This is a genomic window from Corynebacterium mustelae (assembly GCF_001020985.1).
Taxonomy (GTDB): Bacteria; Actinomycetota; Actinomycetes; order Mycobacteriales; family Mycobacteriaceae; genus Corynebacterium; species Corynebacterium mustelae.
Genome location: NZ_CP011542.1, coordinates 1,994,925 through 2,011,411 on the forward strand (window position 1 = coordinate 1,994,925; position 16,487 = coordinate 2,011,411).

14 protein-coding genes are annotated in these 16,487 nt (G+C 53.4%); 4 read left to right on the plus strand and 10 right to left on the minus strand.

Features of this window, described 5'->3' with window-relative positions; all coding sequences use genetic code 11:
* Positions 1–40 precede the first annotated feature (40 nt).
* Positions 41–940 carry a tRNA pseudouridine(55) synthase TruB gene (gene truB, locus CMUST_RS09100; RefSeq protein ID WP_047263522.1) on the plus strand — a complete coding sequence of 300 codons (900 nt, stop codon included), beginning with the start codon at positions 41–43 and terminating at the stop codon, positions 938–940.
* Between the two features lie 3 nt (positions 941–943).
* Here the strand turns inward: truB and CMUST_RS09105 are convergent, their stop codons facing one another.
* The 9 genes from CMUST_RS09105 to rimP all read right to left on the minus strand — a co-directional run bounded on the left by CMUST_RS09105 (position 944) and on the right by rimP (position 10,619).
* The gene (locus CMUST_RS09105) at positions 944–1,600 is read right to left on the minus strand and encodes a 4'-phosphopantetheinyl transferase family protein (RefSeq protein ID WP_047262253.1); all 657 of its coding nucleotides are present in this window, start codon (positions 1,598–1,600) and stop codon (positions 944–946) included.
* Complete coding sequence (locus tag CMUST_RS09110; RefSeq protein ID WP_047262254.1) at positions 1,597–2,400, minus strand: metallophosphoesterase family protein; 804 nt, start codon at positions 2,398–2,400, stop codon at positions 1,597–1,599. Before CMUST_RS09110 ends, CMUST_RS09105 begins: the two co-directional genes overlap by 4 nt.
* A gap of 102 nt (positions 2,401–2,502) precedes the next feature.
* On the minus strand, positions 2,503–3,804 hold the full coding sequence (locus CMUST_RS09115) for an MATE family efflux transporter (protein WP_047262255.1): 1,302 nt from the start codon (positions 3,802–3,804) through the stop codon (positions 2,503–2,505).
* Between the two features lie 86 nt (positions 3,805–3,890).
* Positions 3,891–4,922: a DHH family phosphoesterase gene (locus CMUST_RS09120; protein WP_052844611.1), complete on the minus strand. Its 1,032-nt coding sequence runs from the start codon at positions 4,920–4,922 to the stop codon at positions 3,891–3,893.
* Positions 4,923–4,953: 31 nt separating this feature from the next.
* Positions 4,954–5,406, minus strand: a complete 453-nt coding sequence (rbfA, locus tag CMUST_RS09125) for a 30S ribosome-binding factor RbfA (RefSeq protein WP_047262256.1) — start codon at positions 5,404–5,406, stop codon at positions 4,954–4,956.
* Positions 5,407–5,594: 188 nt separating this feature from the next.
* Entirely contained in the window at positions 5,595–8,468 is a 2,874-nt protein-coding gene (infB, locus tag CMUST_RS09130; protein ID WP_047262257.1) for a translation initiation factor IF-2, read from the minus strand.
* Positions 8,469–8,585: 117 nt separating this feature from the next.
* On the minus strand, positions 8,586–8,939 hold the full coding sequence (locus CMUST_RS09135; protein ID WP_047262258.1) for a YlxR family protein: 354 nt from the start codon (positions 8,937–8,939) through the stop codon (positions 8,586–8,588).
* 119 nt (positions 8,940–9,058) lie between these two features.
* Positions 9,059–10,057 carry a transcription termination factor NusA gene (nusA, locus tag CMUST_RS09140; protein ID WP_047262259.1) on the minus strand — a complete coding sequence of 333 codons (999 nt, stop codon included), beginning with the start codon at positions 10,055–10,057 and terminating at the stop codon, positions 9,059–9,061.
* A gap of 25 nt (positions 10,058–10,082) precedes the next feature.
* The gene (gene rimP / locus CMUST_RS09145) at positions 10,083–10,619 is read right to left on the minus strand and encodes a ribosome maturation factor RimP (RefSeq protein WP_047262260.1); all 537 of its coding nucleotides are present in this window, start codon (positions 10,617–10,619) and stop codon (positions 10,083–10,085) included.
* Between rimP and CMUST_RS09150 the strand changes: the two genes are divergently transcribed.
* Both CMUST_RS09150 and CMUST_RS15995 read left to right on the plus strand, forming a co-directional pair.
* On the plus strand, positions 10,618–11,430 hold the full coding sequence (locus CMUST_RS09150) for a DUF4439 domain-containing protein (RefSeq protein WP_047262261.1): 813 nt from the start codon (positions 10,618–10,620) through the stop codon (positions 11,428–11,430). The two genes, rimP and CMUST_RS09150, sit on opposite strands and share 2 nt — an antisense overlap.
* A 312-nt stretch (positions 11,431–11,742) precedes the next feature.
* On the plus strand, positions 11,743–12,936 hold the full coding sequence (locus tag CMUST_RS15995) for an LbetaH domain-containing protein (RefSeq protein ID WP_052844612.1): 1,194 nt from the start codon (positions 11,743–11,745) through the stop codon (positions 12,934–12,936).
* Between the two features lie 442 nt (positions 12,937–13,378).
* Here the strand turns inward: CMUST_RS15995 and CMUST_RS09160 are convergent, their stop codons facing one another.
* A complete protein-coding gene (locus tag CMUST_RS09160; RefSeq protein ID WP_047263525.1) occupies positions 13,379–15,136 on the minus strand; it encodes a proline--tRNA ligase in 1,758 nt (585 codons plus the stop codon).
* Positions 15,137–15,287: 151 nt separating this feature from the next.
* On the opposite strand from CMUST_RS09160, the gene CMUST_RS09165 reads away from it, so the two are divergent.
* Positions 15,288–16,475 carry an HNH endonuclease signature motif containing protein gene (locus tag CMUST_RS09165; RefSeq protein ID WP_052844613.1) on the plus strand — a complete coding sequence of 396 codons (1,188 nt, stop codon included), beginning with the start codon at positions 15,288–15,290 and terminating at the stop codon, positions 16,473–16,475.
* Positions 16,476–16,487: the final 12 nt, after the last annotated feature.

The following is a 16,487-nucleotide window of genomic DNA, read 5'->3' on the forward strand; positions in this document are numbered from 1 at the left end:
GAGCACTTAAACTACTGCCATGGGCTTTGAACAATCCGCGATGACGCAATCTGATCCACTTTCTACATCTGGGCTGGTGGTAGTGGATAAACCTGCCGGAATGACCTCGCATGATGTGGTAGGAAAATTACGTCGGGCGTTTAAGACGAAACGGGTTGGTCACGCAGGCACTCTAGATCCAATGGCAACCGGGGTTTTGGTTGTCGGTATTGAACGAGGAACGCGTTTTCTAGCTCACATGGTCGCCGCAACGAAAGCTTATTCCGCAACCATTCGGTTGGGTGCATCCACCACAACCGATGATGCAGAAGGCGACGTGATAGACCGCTGTGCTCCTGTAGGAATTACCCCGGAGGATATCGCTGCGGCGGTGAATGATCATACTGGTGAGATAATGCAACGGCCGGCTTCTGTGAGTGCAATTAAAATTGCGGGAAAACGCGCCTATGATCGGGTTCGATCAGGTGAGATTGTTGAGTTGCCGGAGCGTCCTGTCACTGTCTTTCGGTTTGACATTACCAACATTGTTACCTCGCCCGAATTTATTGACGTTGATGTTGAGGTCGAATGTTCGTCTGGGACGTATATTCGTTCCCTCGCCCGGGATCTAGGTGCCCAATTGGGGGTTGGGGGTCATCTGACAGCATTACGAAGGTTAGCTGTTGGGAACTTCACCTTGGCTGATGCCATGACTCTGCCGGAGATTGAAGAAAACCCTCGGTTGTCGTTAAGCCTCGATGCAGCGCTTATTCGGTGCTTCCCCGTGGTTGACGTGACTGCCAGCCAGGCGCTGGATCTTTCTATGGGTAAATGGCTTAAACCACGCGGGTTGCGTGGCGTTCATGCAGCTGTAGCGCCCAACGGGCAAGCGGTTGCCCTAGTGAAAGAATCAGGCAACCGCTTATCGACGACTTTCGTTGCCCGCCCTAATACCTTGTAGTGATTAATGCACAGCGGTTGCAGCGATGATATAGCCGTCAGATATTTGCCATCTGCCTTCGATAAACGGCACTGGTGTCGGCCGCACCAAAAGGTATGACACGAAACTGCCATCGTCACGCACATCAATCTCAGCCTGTTCAAAACCCAACCAGCGTCGGGTAAGCGGGAACCATGCTTTATAAGTGGCTTCCTTCGCGCAGAATAACAATCGGTCGGCGCATTCAATGCCACTGGTGCGCAATCGATCGAGTTGTGGTAGTTCACTTTCCCGTGCAATAGAATCTGCAACGCCTTCTGGAAGCGGATTAGCGGGCTCTGCATCTAAGCCCATTGAGCGAACGAGTAACCGCGGAGCCACAACCGCCGCCCGAAATCCATCGGTATGGGTCAACGAACCGGATACCGAGGCAGGCCATAGTGGCATGCCTTTTTCGCCCCGCAAAATGGGGTTATCGGATTCCCGGTGCAATTCTTTTAAAGCCTGACGGGCACACCAACGGGCATCACCGAATTCAGCTTTACGCACATCCACCGCATGTGCCACCAATGCGCGTTCCAACGGGTGAAGTACATTAAACCGGCTAAGATCCGTGGAACCTAATGGTACTTTTAACATGGCAAATTTGGCTGAAGAAGGGAAAAGATTTGAATGTATCATTCCGGCTCCACCTCCAGCACCGGATACGGCCAAGGCCCTAAATGACCTGGTGTTTGCCATTCCCGCGGGTAGCCGAGTGAGACTTCAATGTGTCGGACACCATCGACCATTGTTTCACCAGGGGTATGTAAATGCCCAAAGACTACCGCCTGCGCATTGTATCGCTGCGCCCACGTTCTGGTATGCCGGGTTCCACACCACAACCCGATCTCAGTGTATTTCAGCTTATTCACCGGTTCCACCACCAACGGCCAATGGTTGATAAGAATCGTCGGCCCCGTGATCCGAGAAAGGCGTTTAATCGAGTACGCCAACCGATCCCAACACCACGCTCGGATGTCGACAAACGGTGCGATGGCAAACTCGTCGGTAAGCATAATACCCCGCTCCCGGGCTGCCGTAACGGCCTGCTCCACCGTCAAACCAGGCTGTCGGAAAGAATAATCATACAAGGTAAACAACGGAACAATAGTGACTCCGTGAAAAACCGGGTAAGGATCTTCCGGGGTCAATACATCTATCTTCCGACACGCATCACACAACTCATCGTATTTGGCGCGGCCTTGAAACCTATCCGTTGAACGGGAAAACAACTCATGGTTGCCAGGCACCCATATAACTTTCGCAAACCGCTTACGAAGCTTATGTAAAATCTCAATAACTAGTTCGGTGCGTTCGGCGACGTCACCTGCAACAATCAACCAATCCCCCGGATCGCGCGACACAATCCGGTCGATAGCCGCCCGATTCTGCTTCACCGCAGCATGCAAATCCGCCACTGCCCACAACGTTTGAGTCACTAGGCCGCCTACACCTCCTTTGTTTTACCTAACACGCCCACCTAAATCTAACCACACCACGATAGACTAACCGCCACGCGACCTATAGGCGTTAAAGCACAGTTATACCCTCGCCCACTGCATAGACTGAAACCGCCACCCACACGCCAAAAGCCGAATAAACATGAATGCAACTAGTCCCCACCACACCCCCACCAAACCAGTGTCAAATACGTACGCTAACCAAATTCCCGGAACGTAACCACAAGTAGCAGCAACAAGCGTCGTCGAACGTAAAAACGCAGCGTCACCTGCTCCCAGCAACACCCCATCAAGCGCGAATACAACCCCGCCAACCGGAACCAACAACACCAACTGCCACCAGGGTTTAAAAAGCGCAGCAATCACCGCGGCATCCGAGGTAAAAATCGACGGCACCACGACATAGCCCGCAGCCAACACCACCGCTAAAACAAGCGAAAACGCCACAGAATATAGCATCACCTTAACCCCCACCGACCTGGCAACAGCAACCCGCCCGGCGCCTAAGGCTGCTCCTACCATCGACTGCGCCGCTATCGCCAACGAATCCAGCACCAGTGCAATAAAGTTCCATAATTGCAACAGCACCTGGTGTGCTCCCAACGCCGCCGCACCAAACCTACCTGCCACCGCAGCAGCAGAAATCAGTGCCACCTGGAACGCTAACGACCGCAGAATCAGATCCCGGCCCAAAACCAATTGATTGGAAATGATGGACCACTGCGGCAACCACGATCCCAAATGCGCACGAACCAAAGCGCTGAGAAAACACGCAGCCGTAATAGCCGTACCAATCAGCGTTGCCCAGGCAGAACCGATCAAACCATAGGAATACACCAAAATCGGGATCAGTATCGCGCCGGGAATAATTCCCGCCAGGGTAAAAACCAAGGGCGCCCGTGTATTCTGCACACCACGCAACCAACCATTTCCGGCCATGTCTACCAATACCAATGGGATAGCGAAGCTCACCACCCTAAGCCACGACGTAGCAAGCGAAGCAATCTCGTCATTATCAGACAACCATAGTGTGAAAACTGGTGCCCCAAACCACATGATCGCTAGTAACATCAATCCGATCGCAATGGCAACCCATGTCGCTTGTACTCCTTCTGCCACAGCCTCATCTTTGTGACCAGCCCCAAAAAGCCGCGCGGCCCGAGCTGTAGTGCCATAAGACAAGAACGTCAATTGCGTTGTGACAATCGCATACAACGTAGTTCCCGTGGCCAGTGCTGCCAATAAGGTAGCTCCGCCATACTGCCCTATTAGCGCAGTATCAAGCAACAGAAATAACGGTGTGGCTATAAGGACCCCCAATGCTGGCAGAGCTAACGCGAGGATGCTACCAGCGGTTGGGGATTCAGTACATTGACTACGCACTCGTGTCCTTTCGCACGTGCTAGCTGAAAAGATCAAACAGCTAGGTAGACGACAATTGTCTTGCTTAAGGTATCATTTCGGCCGTGCTACGCCAGTGTGGGGCAATACTGAGAAGCTTGTTCGACGATCAGCCGGACGATATGGCTGGCGTGTGCTTCCAATCTAAAACCAGCGGAACGCAAGTGTCCACCACCACCTAAAGCCTGGGCTAATGTTGAGACATCAACAGTGTCAGATCGCAGGCTAACTCCATGAAACCCAGGTTCATACTCTTTAATTACGACGCAAATGTCCGCTTCATTGATACCTTTGATCATCTCAGCAATTGACTCCACCGCGCCAACAGATGCCTGTTGCGCCTTTTCATAACTAATTTCGGCAACCGCTATGGTGTGGCATTGTGAATGAACCACAGATAGCTGGGCCAACACCGTACCAATTATCTTTAGATCAGTCACCGAAAAACCACCGAACAACTGATTTCCGATCGCACGGATATCTAAGCCGGTATCAACCAATTGTTTCGCCATCTCATGCATCACCGGCCGCCCCCAGCGAAACCCCTGGGTATCTGTGAGTAGACCGGCATACAAACCGTGCGCAATGTCGCTGTCTATCTCCACACCCAAGGCGCAAAACCATTGCCACAATATTGTTGTGGTTGACTCTGCGCGGTAATCAATCACATTGATGCCACCGCATCCGGGATTAGATGCGTGGTGATCAATCAAAATAACATCCGTTATCCGGGCGACCACCGCATCAATAACAGTGCCCAGCCGGGAAGCTGAACCACAATCCACCACGATGATAACCTCGCATTCTGGTAGATCACCAGCAACAAGCTGGATCTGATCCGCACCTGGGATTGTCATCAGCGTTGTGTCAATCGGTTCCGTTTGCCCGATTACCCCCACTGCAGTTTTACCCAAAGACGTCAACGCTTTAACCAACGCGGTTACTGATCCGATAGCATCAGCGTCTGGGGTGTGATGTCCCACGACGCAAAATGAGGAATTCCCGCGCACCTTCGCAGTGGCTTCCGCCCAATCTACCGTATCCACTGCTGACAATGCCTTTAGGGCTGGTAATGCGCCGAGATATGACGGAAATTCCATTGCGACCCCTAACCCGGATTAGTGAATGTGACTACCGATTGTCATCCTCAGACGAGACATCCGTCTTATACGGATGCGCGTCCCCAGCTGGGGTGGCGTTTTTGCGTAACTCAGCAAGTTCCGCATCACGTTGCCTAGCGCGTGTCAGCAAATCCTCCATCCGCGCGGACGTTTCCGGCACAGTATCTAGCTCGAAACTCAGCGTTGGGGTGAAGCGGACACTTAATTGCTCGCCTACTATGCGACGCAATTGCCCGCTACTCCGACGCAACCCCTCAGCTGCCGCTTCCAGGTCAGGTTCGTCGGAAACATTCATACCGCGCACAGTATAAAACACAGTTGCATCGTGCAAATCACCGGTGACCCGGCAATCGGTGATCGTCACGAATTGAAGACGGGGATCTTTAATTTCCCGTTCAATAGCGGAAGCGACAATATGTAAGATCCGTTTCGCCATACGTTGGGCGCGTGCGGGATCGGCCATGATTTTTCTCTCCTTGAAAGGCGTGTCGCGGAAAGATGCACGCCAAAATATTAGGTTGTTTCTTTAAAATCGTAGTGCGTTTCTCTACGAAAGTTGCAGGTTTTTATATTGGGTAAGGCGTAAGTTGGCCCCAACCTAACAACAGTAAGGCGGGGCCAACTTCAACGACAATGAACTGTATCTAACAGTTAGGTGCGAGGCACCTCTACCTGTTCAAACACTTCAATGATATCGCCGACTTGAATGTCCGGGTAGGACAACACCATACCGCATTCGTAACCGGCGGTAACCTCGGTAACATCATCCTTTTCCCGACGCAGCGAAGTGATAGTTGCATCTGGTGCAACCACACTGCCGTCGCGAACCAACCTGATGGATGCGCCACGGCGCACCTTACCTTCATCGACCTTACAGCCGGCAATCAGACCCACTGCGGAAGCCTTGAAGATAGCGCGAATCTCGGCCTTACCAACTTCGCGTTCTTCGAAGACTGGTTTGAGCATACCGCGCAACGCTGCTTCAACTTCTTCGATCGCACGGTAGATCACAGTGTAGTACCGAACATCGACCCCTTCGGAGTTTGCTTCCTCGGTGGCCTTGCCTTCCGCACGGACGTTGAACGCGATGATGACAGCATCGGAGGCTGCCGCCAACGACACGTTAGTTTGGGTGACTGCACCCACACCACGGTCGATAATGTTCAGCTGAACCTCATCATCGACGTTGATCTTGAGCAACGCCTCTTCCAGGGCTTCAACCGAACCTGCATTATCACCCTTGATAATGAGGTTGAGGGTGGATTGTTCCTTCAGCACCGCATCGAGATCTTCCAGGGATACCCGCTTGTGGGTTCGAGCGGCCAGGGCATTGCGTTTACGAGCATTGCGCTGATTAGCAATCTGACGTGCCACCCGGTCGTCTTCTACAACCAGGAGATTATCGCCAGCCCCAGGCACACCGTTAAGGCCTTGAACCTGAACCGGCCGCGATGGACCTGCTTCCTTAACATCATTGCCGTACTCATCGACCATGCGACGCACACGCCCGAAAGTATCGCCAGCAACGATGGAATCGCCAACCCGAAGGGTACCGCGCTGAACAATGACAGTTGCCACTGGGCCGCGACCACGGTCTAGGTGGGCTTCAATAGCGACACCCTGTGCGTCCATGTCCGGGTTAGCCCTCAAATCCAACGCCGCATCTGCAGTCAAAGTCACCGCGGTAAGCAGGCCATCAATATTGATATTTTGCTTAGCCGAGATGTCCACGAACATGGTGTCACCACCGTACTCTTCCGGAATCAGACCATACTCGGTCAACTGGCCCCGGATCTTATCTGGAGACGCACCTGGCTTATCAATCTTGTTCACCGCAACCACAATCGGTACATCCGCCGCCTTCGCGTGGTTGATAGCTTCAACTGTCTGCGGCATAACGCCGTCGTCAGCAGCCACCACCAGAACAGCGATGTCGGTGGACTTAGCACCACGGGCACGCATCGCAGTGAAAGCCTCGTGACCTGGGGTATCTAGGAATGTGATCGTGCGCGACTCGTCGTCGACCGTCACCTTCACCTGGTAGGCACCGATTCCCTGGGTGATACCACCAGCTTCACCAGAACCAACGTTGGCCTTACGGATCGTATCAAGCAACCGGGTCTTACCGTGGTCAACGTGACCCATGACGGTAACCACCGGTGGCCGAGACTCGAGATCTTCCTCTGTGCCAGCATCCTCGCCGAATTGCAGATCGAAGGATTCAAGCAGTTCGCGGTCTTCGTCTTCCGGCGAAACAACTTCAACCACGTAGTTCATTTCTTCGCCAAGCAACATCAGAGTCTCTTCTGAAACCGAGGCGGTGGCGGTCACCATTTCACCAAGGTTAAACAGTGCCTGAACCAAAGCTGCGGATTCCGCACCGATCTTATCGGCGAAGTCAGACAGGGATGCGCCGCGCGCTAACCGTACCGTCGCGCCGCCACCATCAGGAAGCCGAACACCACCGATCACGTTTGGCGCCTGCATTGCCTCGTACTCGTTACGCTTTTGCCGCTTCGACTTACGGCCCTTACGTGGTGCGCCACCCGGCCGCCCGAATGCTCCTGCGGTGCCCCCGCGCCGACCACCGCGACCAGCACCGCCGCCGCGACCACCAAAGCCGCCACCCTTAGATTCAGGGCCAGCGCCGCCGCGACCACGTCCGCCGTTTGCCCGGCTTGGCATCTGCCCGGGGCTCGGCTGGCTCGGCATCATCGCAGGTGAAGGCCTCCGGCCGCCACCTTGCCTATCAGAACCTGCCGGTGCTGATTGGCCTTGCGACCGTGGAGCACGATCTCCACGGGAATCAGACTGACCGCCGCGACCACCGCGACCGGAACCGCCTGGGCGTGGACCACGGTCTTGGCTTCCACCTTGACCACGTGCTGGTCCGCCTGGACGACTACCGCCTGGGCGTGGCGCAGGGCGTTGCTCACCACCGGTAGAGAATGGGTTATTGGCCACCCGTGGTGCACGAGCGCCAGGCTTAGGGCCGGGCTTCGCTTGCGGCCGAGGCATTGCCCCCGGAGACGGTACTGAACTTGCTGATGCCCCAGGTTTAGGAGCTGACGGCTTTTCAGAACCGCTAAAGGCAGGTGCCTGCGGTTTTGCCGCAGCTTGCGGCTTAGGCGCAGCAGGCTTAGCCGTCTGAGCTGGACCCGGCTTAGGTCCCGGTTTGGCCGGTGCGGCTGCGGGCTTTGGCTGTCCTGGTTTCGGTGCGGCTGGCTTGGCCGTCTGAGCCGGAACAGGCTTTGCCGCAGCTTGCGGCTTAGGCGCAGCAGGCTTAGGCGCACTTGGTTTCGGGGTGCTTGCCGGTTTGGTTGATTCTTTTTCTTTCGGTGCTTCGTCTACCGGGGTGATCCCCAGCGAGGCGTAATGCTCCTTCATCCGTTTTACCACTGGTGGTTCAATGGTAGAGGATGCGGTTTTCACGAACTCGCCCTTTTCTTTCAAAGTGGCTAGTAGTTCTTTGCTGGTTACGCCGAGTTGTTTTGCTAGCTCGTGTACGCGTAGCTTTCCGGGCACTTTTCTCCTTGAATTCTTCGGTGAAAATGCGGCAATGTGCCCGGTATTCCGGGCCTACATGCGGATTTCCACCTGGTTGTCGTGGACGTTCATCGCTGATGCTTCATCGTAGGCTCATCAGTGTTCGGTCTTCTTTCTTATATCTAGGTCCAGCGGATTCGCTGCGATGTACTTACGTACAGGACCGGTGTCTACCTGGGCGGACACCCGTAGCGCACGGCGAAACGCGTTGCGCTTTTCTGCCAGCTCAACTGCCTCAAGTGTTGGAGTGATCCAACAGCCACGACCACCAAGCCTGCGGTGCGGATCGGGAACAAGAATAACCGTTGCCGATTCTGATTGTGTCGCCACAACCCGCAGTAAGTGACTATCGTGGTGTCGAGTTTTGTGGGCGATACAGGTGCGGACTCGGATAGGACGGTGATGTTGTGTTGCGTTTTTCGACGGCGCACCCAACCCGTTATTATCCATCCGGCTCCTTGTAGTTAACTTTTGCCACATCTTGCCCGATGGCAATTCACTCGAGACTTTTAAGCCTTGACAAGCTTAGCTTAAATGGGAGACTAAAAGTTAATTTGAAACCCGAAAATTTACGCAGCATCCGATCTAATATCGATTTTCCAACCAGTAAGCCGGGCGGCCAGTCGAGCATTTTGCCCTTCTTTGCCGATGGCTAACGATAGCTGATAATCAGGAACAGTTACTCGCGCAGTTTGGGCCTCTAAGTCAATGACTTCTACGTGTACGACTTTCGACGGGGCTAACGCATTGCCAACGTACGTGGCTGGATCCTCCGAATAATCGATGATGTCGATTTTTTCGCCACCGAGTTCTTTCATGATGTTATTTACGCGCTGTCCCCGCGGACCAATGCACGCGCCCTTGGCGTTGAGCCCCTTGGCGGTCGCTCTTACTGCCACCTTAGACCGGTGCCCCGCTTCACGCGCGATAGAGATAATCTCGACGGAACCATCGGCGACTTCTGGAATCTCTAGTTCAAATAGTTTACGAACTAATTCTGGGTGAGTGCGTGAAAGGTTGATATTGAGGTTGCGCCCCGCATTATTCACGCCAACCACGTAGGACTTTACGCGATCGCCGTGCTTAAGCTTTTCACCTGGCAGTTGCTCAGCGGGCAGCAACACCCCATCTTGACCATCGGCTTCAGTGCCTAAGTGAACCACTACAATTCCGCGCTCATTGGCATATGCATCCGCTTGGACGATGCCGGAAACTACACGGCCTTCATATTCGGAATACGCATCGTAAGCTTGTCGGGTTTCCGCTTCCCGGAGCCGTTTAACGATAGCATCACGTACTGTAGTTGCCCCGATACGGTCAAAGTTGGCTGGGGTGTCGTCGTATTCGGAGACGACATTTCCTTCGTCGTCAAGCTCACTGACAATCACCGCAACCTTGCCGGTTGAGATGTCGATATCAATACGAGCTTTTGTACCGTCTTCGGCTAGGGCGTCTTTGAACTCGCGGTAGGCAAACATTAAAGCACCGGCGATGGTTTCCGCTAATTCCCTAACCGGAATCCCTTTTTCAGCCTCAATATTTCTTAGAGCTTGGACATCAATATTCACTTATCAGTGTTCCTCTCGCTATGCGTTAACGCACAGCATCGTCGTAAGTAGCTGCAACCAATTCAAGTTCGTCGGCAGCAGGAGTAGCGAACTCAATTTCTACCATTGCTTCTGGGTGGTTGGCTAATTGAACAGATTCGACAATAAGTTTTTTGCCGTTTTTAGAAATAACGGCAACAGCAGTCTCGTCGTCATTTAATGCACCGATGCGAACAGTGCGTTTTTTCCCTCCCTCAGTGATAGACACCAGCCGACCGCGTTGCCTACGCCAATGGCGCGGCAGAGTAAGCGGACTGTCCAATCCCGGAGTGCTGACCTCCAAGGTATAGCCTGGACCAAAGTTAAGATTACCCGCCTCTTCTTCGGTATCAAGACATGCGGAAATCTGTTGTGTTAATTTTTCCAACACATCCGATCCGGGCCGATCATCACCGTCTACTGCAATAGCCACCACCGATTTTTTGCCCGCCCGAGTAGTGCGCAAACGTTCCACATCCAGGCCAAATTCTTTGGTAATGGGAGCTATAAGTGTGGTTAATGTTTCAACAGAAGGAAAAGCCATGTCCGCCATGCTAGTACAATTAGCCGACATGACTCGACGTTTGTTTACCTGCTGCATGGTAGTTTTCGCACTCTCTGGCTGCGCCTCACCCGAACCAGATCCGGCTTTAACCAGTATTTACAAACAAACGTCCGATTCGTTAAAAGATCCAGTGTTGGCTGAAATCACCAGACTTTGCGGACATTTTGAAGACGGCAGCACCCCTCAATCGTGCGACCCCGATCAGTCCCCCATCCCACCTGCAGCCGCCGGAACCGCAGGAATTGAAGAAAAGCTAGCTAATGTTCCACAAGAGTCCCTGCCGGTTATTGTAGAGCTTTACAGTCAAACCGCTGCCGATTCACCGATACTTTTACCTGAGCTTTTCGACGGCATTGAGTTCGCGCCACTTACCGAGGTAGCCAATGATGCGACCGCAGCCGACCAATCTGCCATAGCCTCGGCCGTTGAACGTGAATTAGGCGTCCTATACACCGTAGGAACCATCCGCGCCTTTGCTGATGCCCCTACTCGTGCACAGTTGGATGAATTGGAAAATCAACACGAAGCCATCCTCGCCGCATTGACGGATAACCTCACCACCGATGCCAATCCGCCCGTAATCCCAGCTGGATACCAGATCCCAAGCGATATACTGCCTGCCGACCATCCCTTGACAAATAATCAGGACGCCGCTGGGGCCGTCGAAAAGCTCAAGGAGACCACCGCCTCCTTCTGGCAACGGACCGCCGAAACCGCGCGCACCACCCCGTGGCGCATCGCAAGTATCAGAATCGCTGCACTTTTGTCAACCCCGAACAATACAAAATAGCACACCCGATATACCCCTATTTTCACAGCGGAAACGCATATTTGCTGTATAAAAACGAGAAAAACCTAAGAAAATAAAATTGTCAATAAATCGCGTTTTACTTGCCTAGCCGCTAGAATGTCACAAATGCTAAGTGAATATTGAGCCCTGGAATATAAAAATGTATAACGAGAAAATTAACTAAAACTCATAGGCTAGACAGCCAAATAATGTGCCATTTTTCAACCTAATGTCATATCATCAACCACAGAACCGAGTAGCCCACCGGCAACGAGGAAGTTGCACAACCTAGGAAAAAGACTGAAGAAAACAATGAGCAATCCAGAACGCAACACAGAATCATCCCTGCCACAGCGCCCCGGCACCCACGCCGCGAAAACCGATGACACAGTCGTGTGGCTCGATTCCGAAGCAACTAAGCACTCCGATACCCGGTGGGCTGACCAAGCCAACAAGAGTACCCAGGAGAAACCAGCAACAGGTACCGTTCCAGGCACATCCAACGAGACCACGCGAACGAGCACGCACCCTGCCGCAAAACCAGCCGCAGCCGCCACTGCCCCAACCCAACGATCTACCGCTGCCACACCACAGCAACCTCAAAGCCCTATGACTCAACCTGCCGCGAAACCCACAGCTTCCCCTACCCCGACAACGCCACGAGCAACAGCACCGAGCACACCCGCTCCAGCACCAGCTCCAAAAACACCGGAGGCACAGCCACAACCAAAGCGGCACTTCGAACTAACCCAAGAAACCACGGTTACCTTTGAAGGACGGCGGCTGCACCGCATCCGGGCCACCCAAGACATCCCGCAACACGACGTACTTGCAGGCGATCTCGGCGGCTGGGTTGAAACCACCGAAAACCTCGCGGACAACGCTTGGGTAGCCAATGAAGCATGGGTACAAGGCACCGCACGTGTCTACGGCGACGCGCTGATTGCAGATGACGCTCGCATCTATGACAACGCCAAGGTATATGACCGGGCTGTCGTCCGGGGCGACGCCCATGTACTCGACAACGCCGAAGTGTATGGCAAAGCTGAAGTCTACGGGCAAGCCAATATCTCCGGCAACGCATGGGTACACGGCCAAGCCCGTATAGCAGGCAATGCACACGTTTACGGCGCAGCTGTAGTCGAAGGCTCCGCTATTGTCTCCGGAAACGCAGAAATCTACGGTAGCGCGGAAGTATCGTCCAACGCCGAAATCCTCAATTCCACCCACCTGATGTACGTGGCAAACATCGCAAGCCATCCACGCAGCATCACTATTTTCCGCACTACCACCGGCTATGGTGTTCGAGTCGCAGATTGGGAAGGCCGTATCGCAGAGCTTTTGCCAGCCGTAAAGATTTGGGCAAGCGAGCACAACCTACAGCCTGAAGAAAAAACCCAATGGGTCAACGAATACAAGGCCATCGAGAAACTTTTCCGAATCCGAATCGAAGCATGGGAAGAGGAACGCAACCGCGAGCGGATCGAAAACGCCGTAGAACTGTAATCACTTGAAATTGAACGGGAGACAGGAAACCACCTGCCTCCCGTTTTGCATAGCCGTGCCCGGCAGCAGCATGAACGCTTGCGCCGACTTAGGTTCTCCCAATTAGCTTCATGGAGTCCACACAATGCCCGGCGCCCACCCGAAACTCAACAGCTATGCCCTAAACTTTCTAGACATATTCAACAAATAGCCCACATGAATTTATAATTGTGATTCTTCAAGCTGCTTCCTGATGAGTTTCAGCTCAAACACAATGGCATGCAATCGTGAGCCGATCCAAAGTAAGGCGAGAAAAGGTAGCAAGGAGATGAGATAAGCGGCCAATGCAACAATTCCTTTCATCAAATAAACCTAACAATCATCTTCGCCGATAATTTCCACGCTAGGCAATCCCCAATGGGGCACCAGCGAAAACTAGTGCCCCATTGGGGAAATATATAACTTAGCGTGCAAGCAACTTAGTCAAATATGGGACGATATCGTCAGCTGCAACCGATAGCGTCTCCCCGCCCCGCACCCGAAGTTCGACTACTCCATCGGCAAAGCTCCTGCCGATGACCACAACAAACGGCATCCCAAGCAATTCGGCGTCTTTAAACTTCACGCCGGGGCTGACCTTCGGCCGGTCGTCGAAAAGCACCTCAATGCCCGCCGCATCTAACTCGGAGACAATACGATCACCAGCCGCAATGGCAGCCTCGTCCTTATTAGCGACAACAACATGCACGTGATACGGCGCGACAGCTGCTGGCCAATTCAAGCCTTTCTCATCGTGACGTTGCTCAGCCAACACTGCCATCAATCGGGAAATCCCAATGCCGTACGACCCCATCGTCGGAATCGCACGTTTGCCGTTCTCGTCGAGAATTTGCACATCGAACGCTTCGGTATACTTCCTGCCTAATTGGAAGATATGGCCGATCTCGATTCCTCGTTCCAGCGTTAGCACGCCCTGCCCGTCCGGAGCCGGATCGCCCTCGCGAACTTCCGCAGCCTCGATAAAACCATCGACCGTGAAATCACGACCAGCGACCAGACCAATCACATGGCGCTGAGGCGCATCCGCACCAGTAATCCACGATGTTCCCTCGACCACCCGAGGATCGGCAAGTACCGTCACACCATTAGCAGCCAAACCGCGAGGACCAACGTAGCCCCTAACCAAGAACGGATTCTTTGCAAAATCCTCCTCGACTGCCAATTCAACCTCGGCAGGTTCCAATGATGCCTCCAGCCGCTTGACGTCGACTTCCCGATCGCCAGGCAACAGGATACCCGTCAGATCCCAGTCCTCGGCACCCGGTTGTCGCACCTTCACTACCAAGCACTTCAACGTATCCGCAGCAGTGACATCCCGATCAGAAATCGTAATCCCCGCATTATTAGCCCACGCAACCAATGCCTCAATTGTTTCCGACTCCGGCGTATCGTATTCCTGCGCGTCAGGTTGCCCGGTAATGTCAACAACCGCGCCAGGTGGCGTCACAACCGCCTCAACGTTCGCTGCATAATCACCCTCGGTAGCCCGAACGAACGTGTCCTCCCCATTGGGAGAAATCGCCAAAAACTCCTCGGAGGCAGACCCACCCATGGCGCCAGAAGTTGCTTGACAAATCACATACTCGACACCCAGCCGATCAAAAATCGCCTGGTACGCTTTACGGTGCGCCGCATACGACTGTTCCAACCCCTCATCCGACATGTCGAACGAGTAGGAATCTTTCATCACAAACTCTCGGCCCCGCAAAATACCTGCCCGAGGCCGCTCTTCATCCCGATACTTCGTCTGTATCTGATAAAGCGTAACCGGGAAATCCTTATATGATGTGTACAGATCCTTCACCTGAGCCGTGAACATCTCCTCATGGGTAGGCCCCAATAGCATGTCCACATTTTTTCGATCCTTGAGCCTAAACAAAGACTCCCCATACTCCGTCCACCGATTCGTCTGCTCGTACGGTTCCCGAGGCAACAACGCAGGAAACAGCAACTCCTGTCCCCCAATGGAGTCCATCTCCTCACGCACCACAGCCTCAATCTTGCGCAACGTACGCAACCCCAACGGCAGCCAGGTGTACACACCGGGAGCGACACGACGGATATAACCGGCGCGGACTAGAAGCTTGTGGCTAGGAACTTCAGCATCAGCTGGATCTTCGCGCAACGTGCGCAGAAACAGCGTAGAAAGACGAGTAATCATGGTTGGTAATATTAGCAGCCCCCGCATTGGGGGAATTCATGCAAAGCACATTATTAATTAGACTCACTCAGACCCCGGTTTGGTTCCCTCAAAATACAAACTATCAGCAAGAAATTATCTGGGGTGTGAACTGGTAAAACATTAGCTAAGAATGTTCTTATTACACTTGCTATCACTTATTGACACCTCTACCGTCGAAGCCATGGGCACACTTCTTAACCGTTTCCGTATACTCACCAGCCACGGTGCCGAGTTGCTGCTTGAAATCAAAACTGAACAGCCAAAACCAGAAGATATCGCCCAAGCCCTCGGCGACACCTTCAATAACGCCACAAAACTCATCCGCAATGCCCGCTTCTTCACCACCGCAGAGCTAAACGAAGCTACCGCAGCACAGTTAAGCGTCGAAAAGCTAGCAACCATAGCCAAATATTGCCGCAAGCTTTCCAACCTTGGCGTGCCTCGTGACGACATATGCACAGAATTCCTCCGCTACGGCGCAACCTCAACCGCCGACGAATTGGGAGAATACATGCGGAATCGGGTAACTATACTCAACGAACAACTCGCCAATAAGCCCCGAGCCAGCTACGCCAGATTCAGTAAAACCCCTGACGTCGACGGCATGCACCACGTCATGATGAAACTGACCAGCGAACAAGCAAACCGCATGCTCACGGCGCTTAACGACGAAGCCAAGGCGCTCTTTCACCAACATCACGCCAGCAGTATTGAGGAAGCACGCGCCCAACTCATCGTCAGTAGAGTCAGCACCCCCACTGCAGGAAGCACCCCAGACAACCACTATGGCCCGCTGATTCTCATCCCACTTACTGAATCAGTCGATCACATCGATGGCACTGTAGCGACGACAACTGGTGGCACCATCGATCTCGTCGAATATGCCGACCTCATTCTCAAACCACACGGTTACGCCACAATCGCCTACAAGACCGCAACGAACGCAATAGAACTAAGCCCACCAATCCCCATCCAGCAACGCCTGGCTAGCGACGAACAACGCCTCATTTCCGTCGCAGGACACCTCATGTGCGTACATCCCGATTGCCGCATCCCAGCGCAGCACTGCCAACAACACCACATCACAGCTTTTTCACAAGGCGGCGCAACCGAACAAAACAACCTTGCACCACTATGTAAACGCCACAACATGGAAAACGACGACAATCCCGCCAAACCCAAAAACGGCAGAATTGAAAAAGACCCAACAACCGGAAAAATCGGCTACCGCCGCACCCCGAGCAGTCATCTTCGGTTTAACCGAGCACCAATCATCAACAAAAGCTTCTACGAAGTAGCACGAAGACTGCTTCATTAAGAACTGTGCAGC

Excerpts from the sequence above, each read along its gene's own strand:
- CMUST_RS09120 (WP_052844611.1), bottom strand. The coding sequence starts at position 4,922 with ATGGAATTTCCGTCATATCTCGGCGCATTACCAGCCCTAAAGGCATTG.
- CMUST_RS15995 (WP_052844612.1), top strand. The coding sequence starts at position 11,743 with ATGAGCAATCCAGAACGCAACACAGAATCATCCCTGCCACAGCGCCCC.
- CMUST_RS09150 (WP_047262261.1), top strand. The coding sequence starts at position 10,618 with ATGTCCGCCATGCTAGTACAATTAGCCGACATGACTCGACGTTTGTTT.
- CMUST_RS09105 (WP_047262253.1), bottom strand. The coding sequence starts at position 1,600 with ATGATACATTCAAATCTTTTCCCTTCTTCAGCCAAATTTGCCATGTTA.
- CMUST_RS09160 (WP_047263525.1), bottom strand. The coding sequence starts at position 15,136 with ATGATTACTCGTCTTTCTACGCTGTTTCTGCGCACGTTGCGCGAAGAT.
- rbfA (WP_047262256.1), bottom strand. The coding sequence starts at position 5,406 with ATGGCCGATCCCGCACGCGCCCAACGTATGGCGAAACGGATCTTACAT.
- CMUST_RS09135 (WP_047262258.1), bottom strand. The coding sequence starts at position 8,939 with ATGGATAATAACGGGTTGGGTGCGCCGTCGAAAAACGCAACACAACAT.
- CMUST_RS09165 (WP_052844613.1), top strand. The coding sequence starts at position 15,288 with ATGTTCTTATTACACTTGCTATCACTTATTGACACCTCTACCGTCGAA.
- truB (WP_047263522.1), top strand. The coding sequence starts at position 41 with ATGACGCAATCTGATCCACTTTCTACATCTGGGCTGGTGGTAGTGGAT.
- rimP (WP_047262260.1), bottom strand. The coding sequence starts at position 10,619 with ATGGCTTTTCCTTCTGTTGAAACATTAACCACACTTATAGCTCCCATT.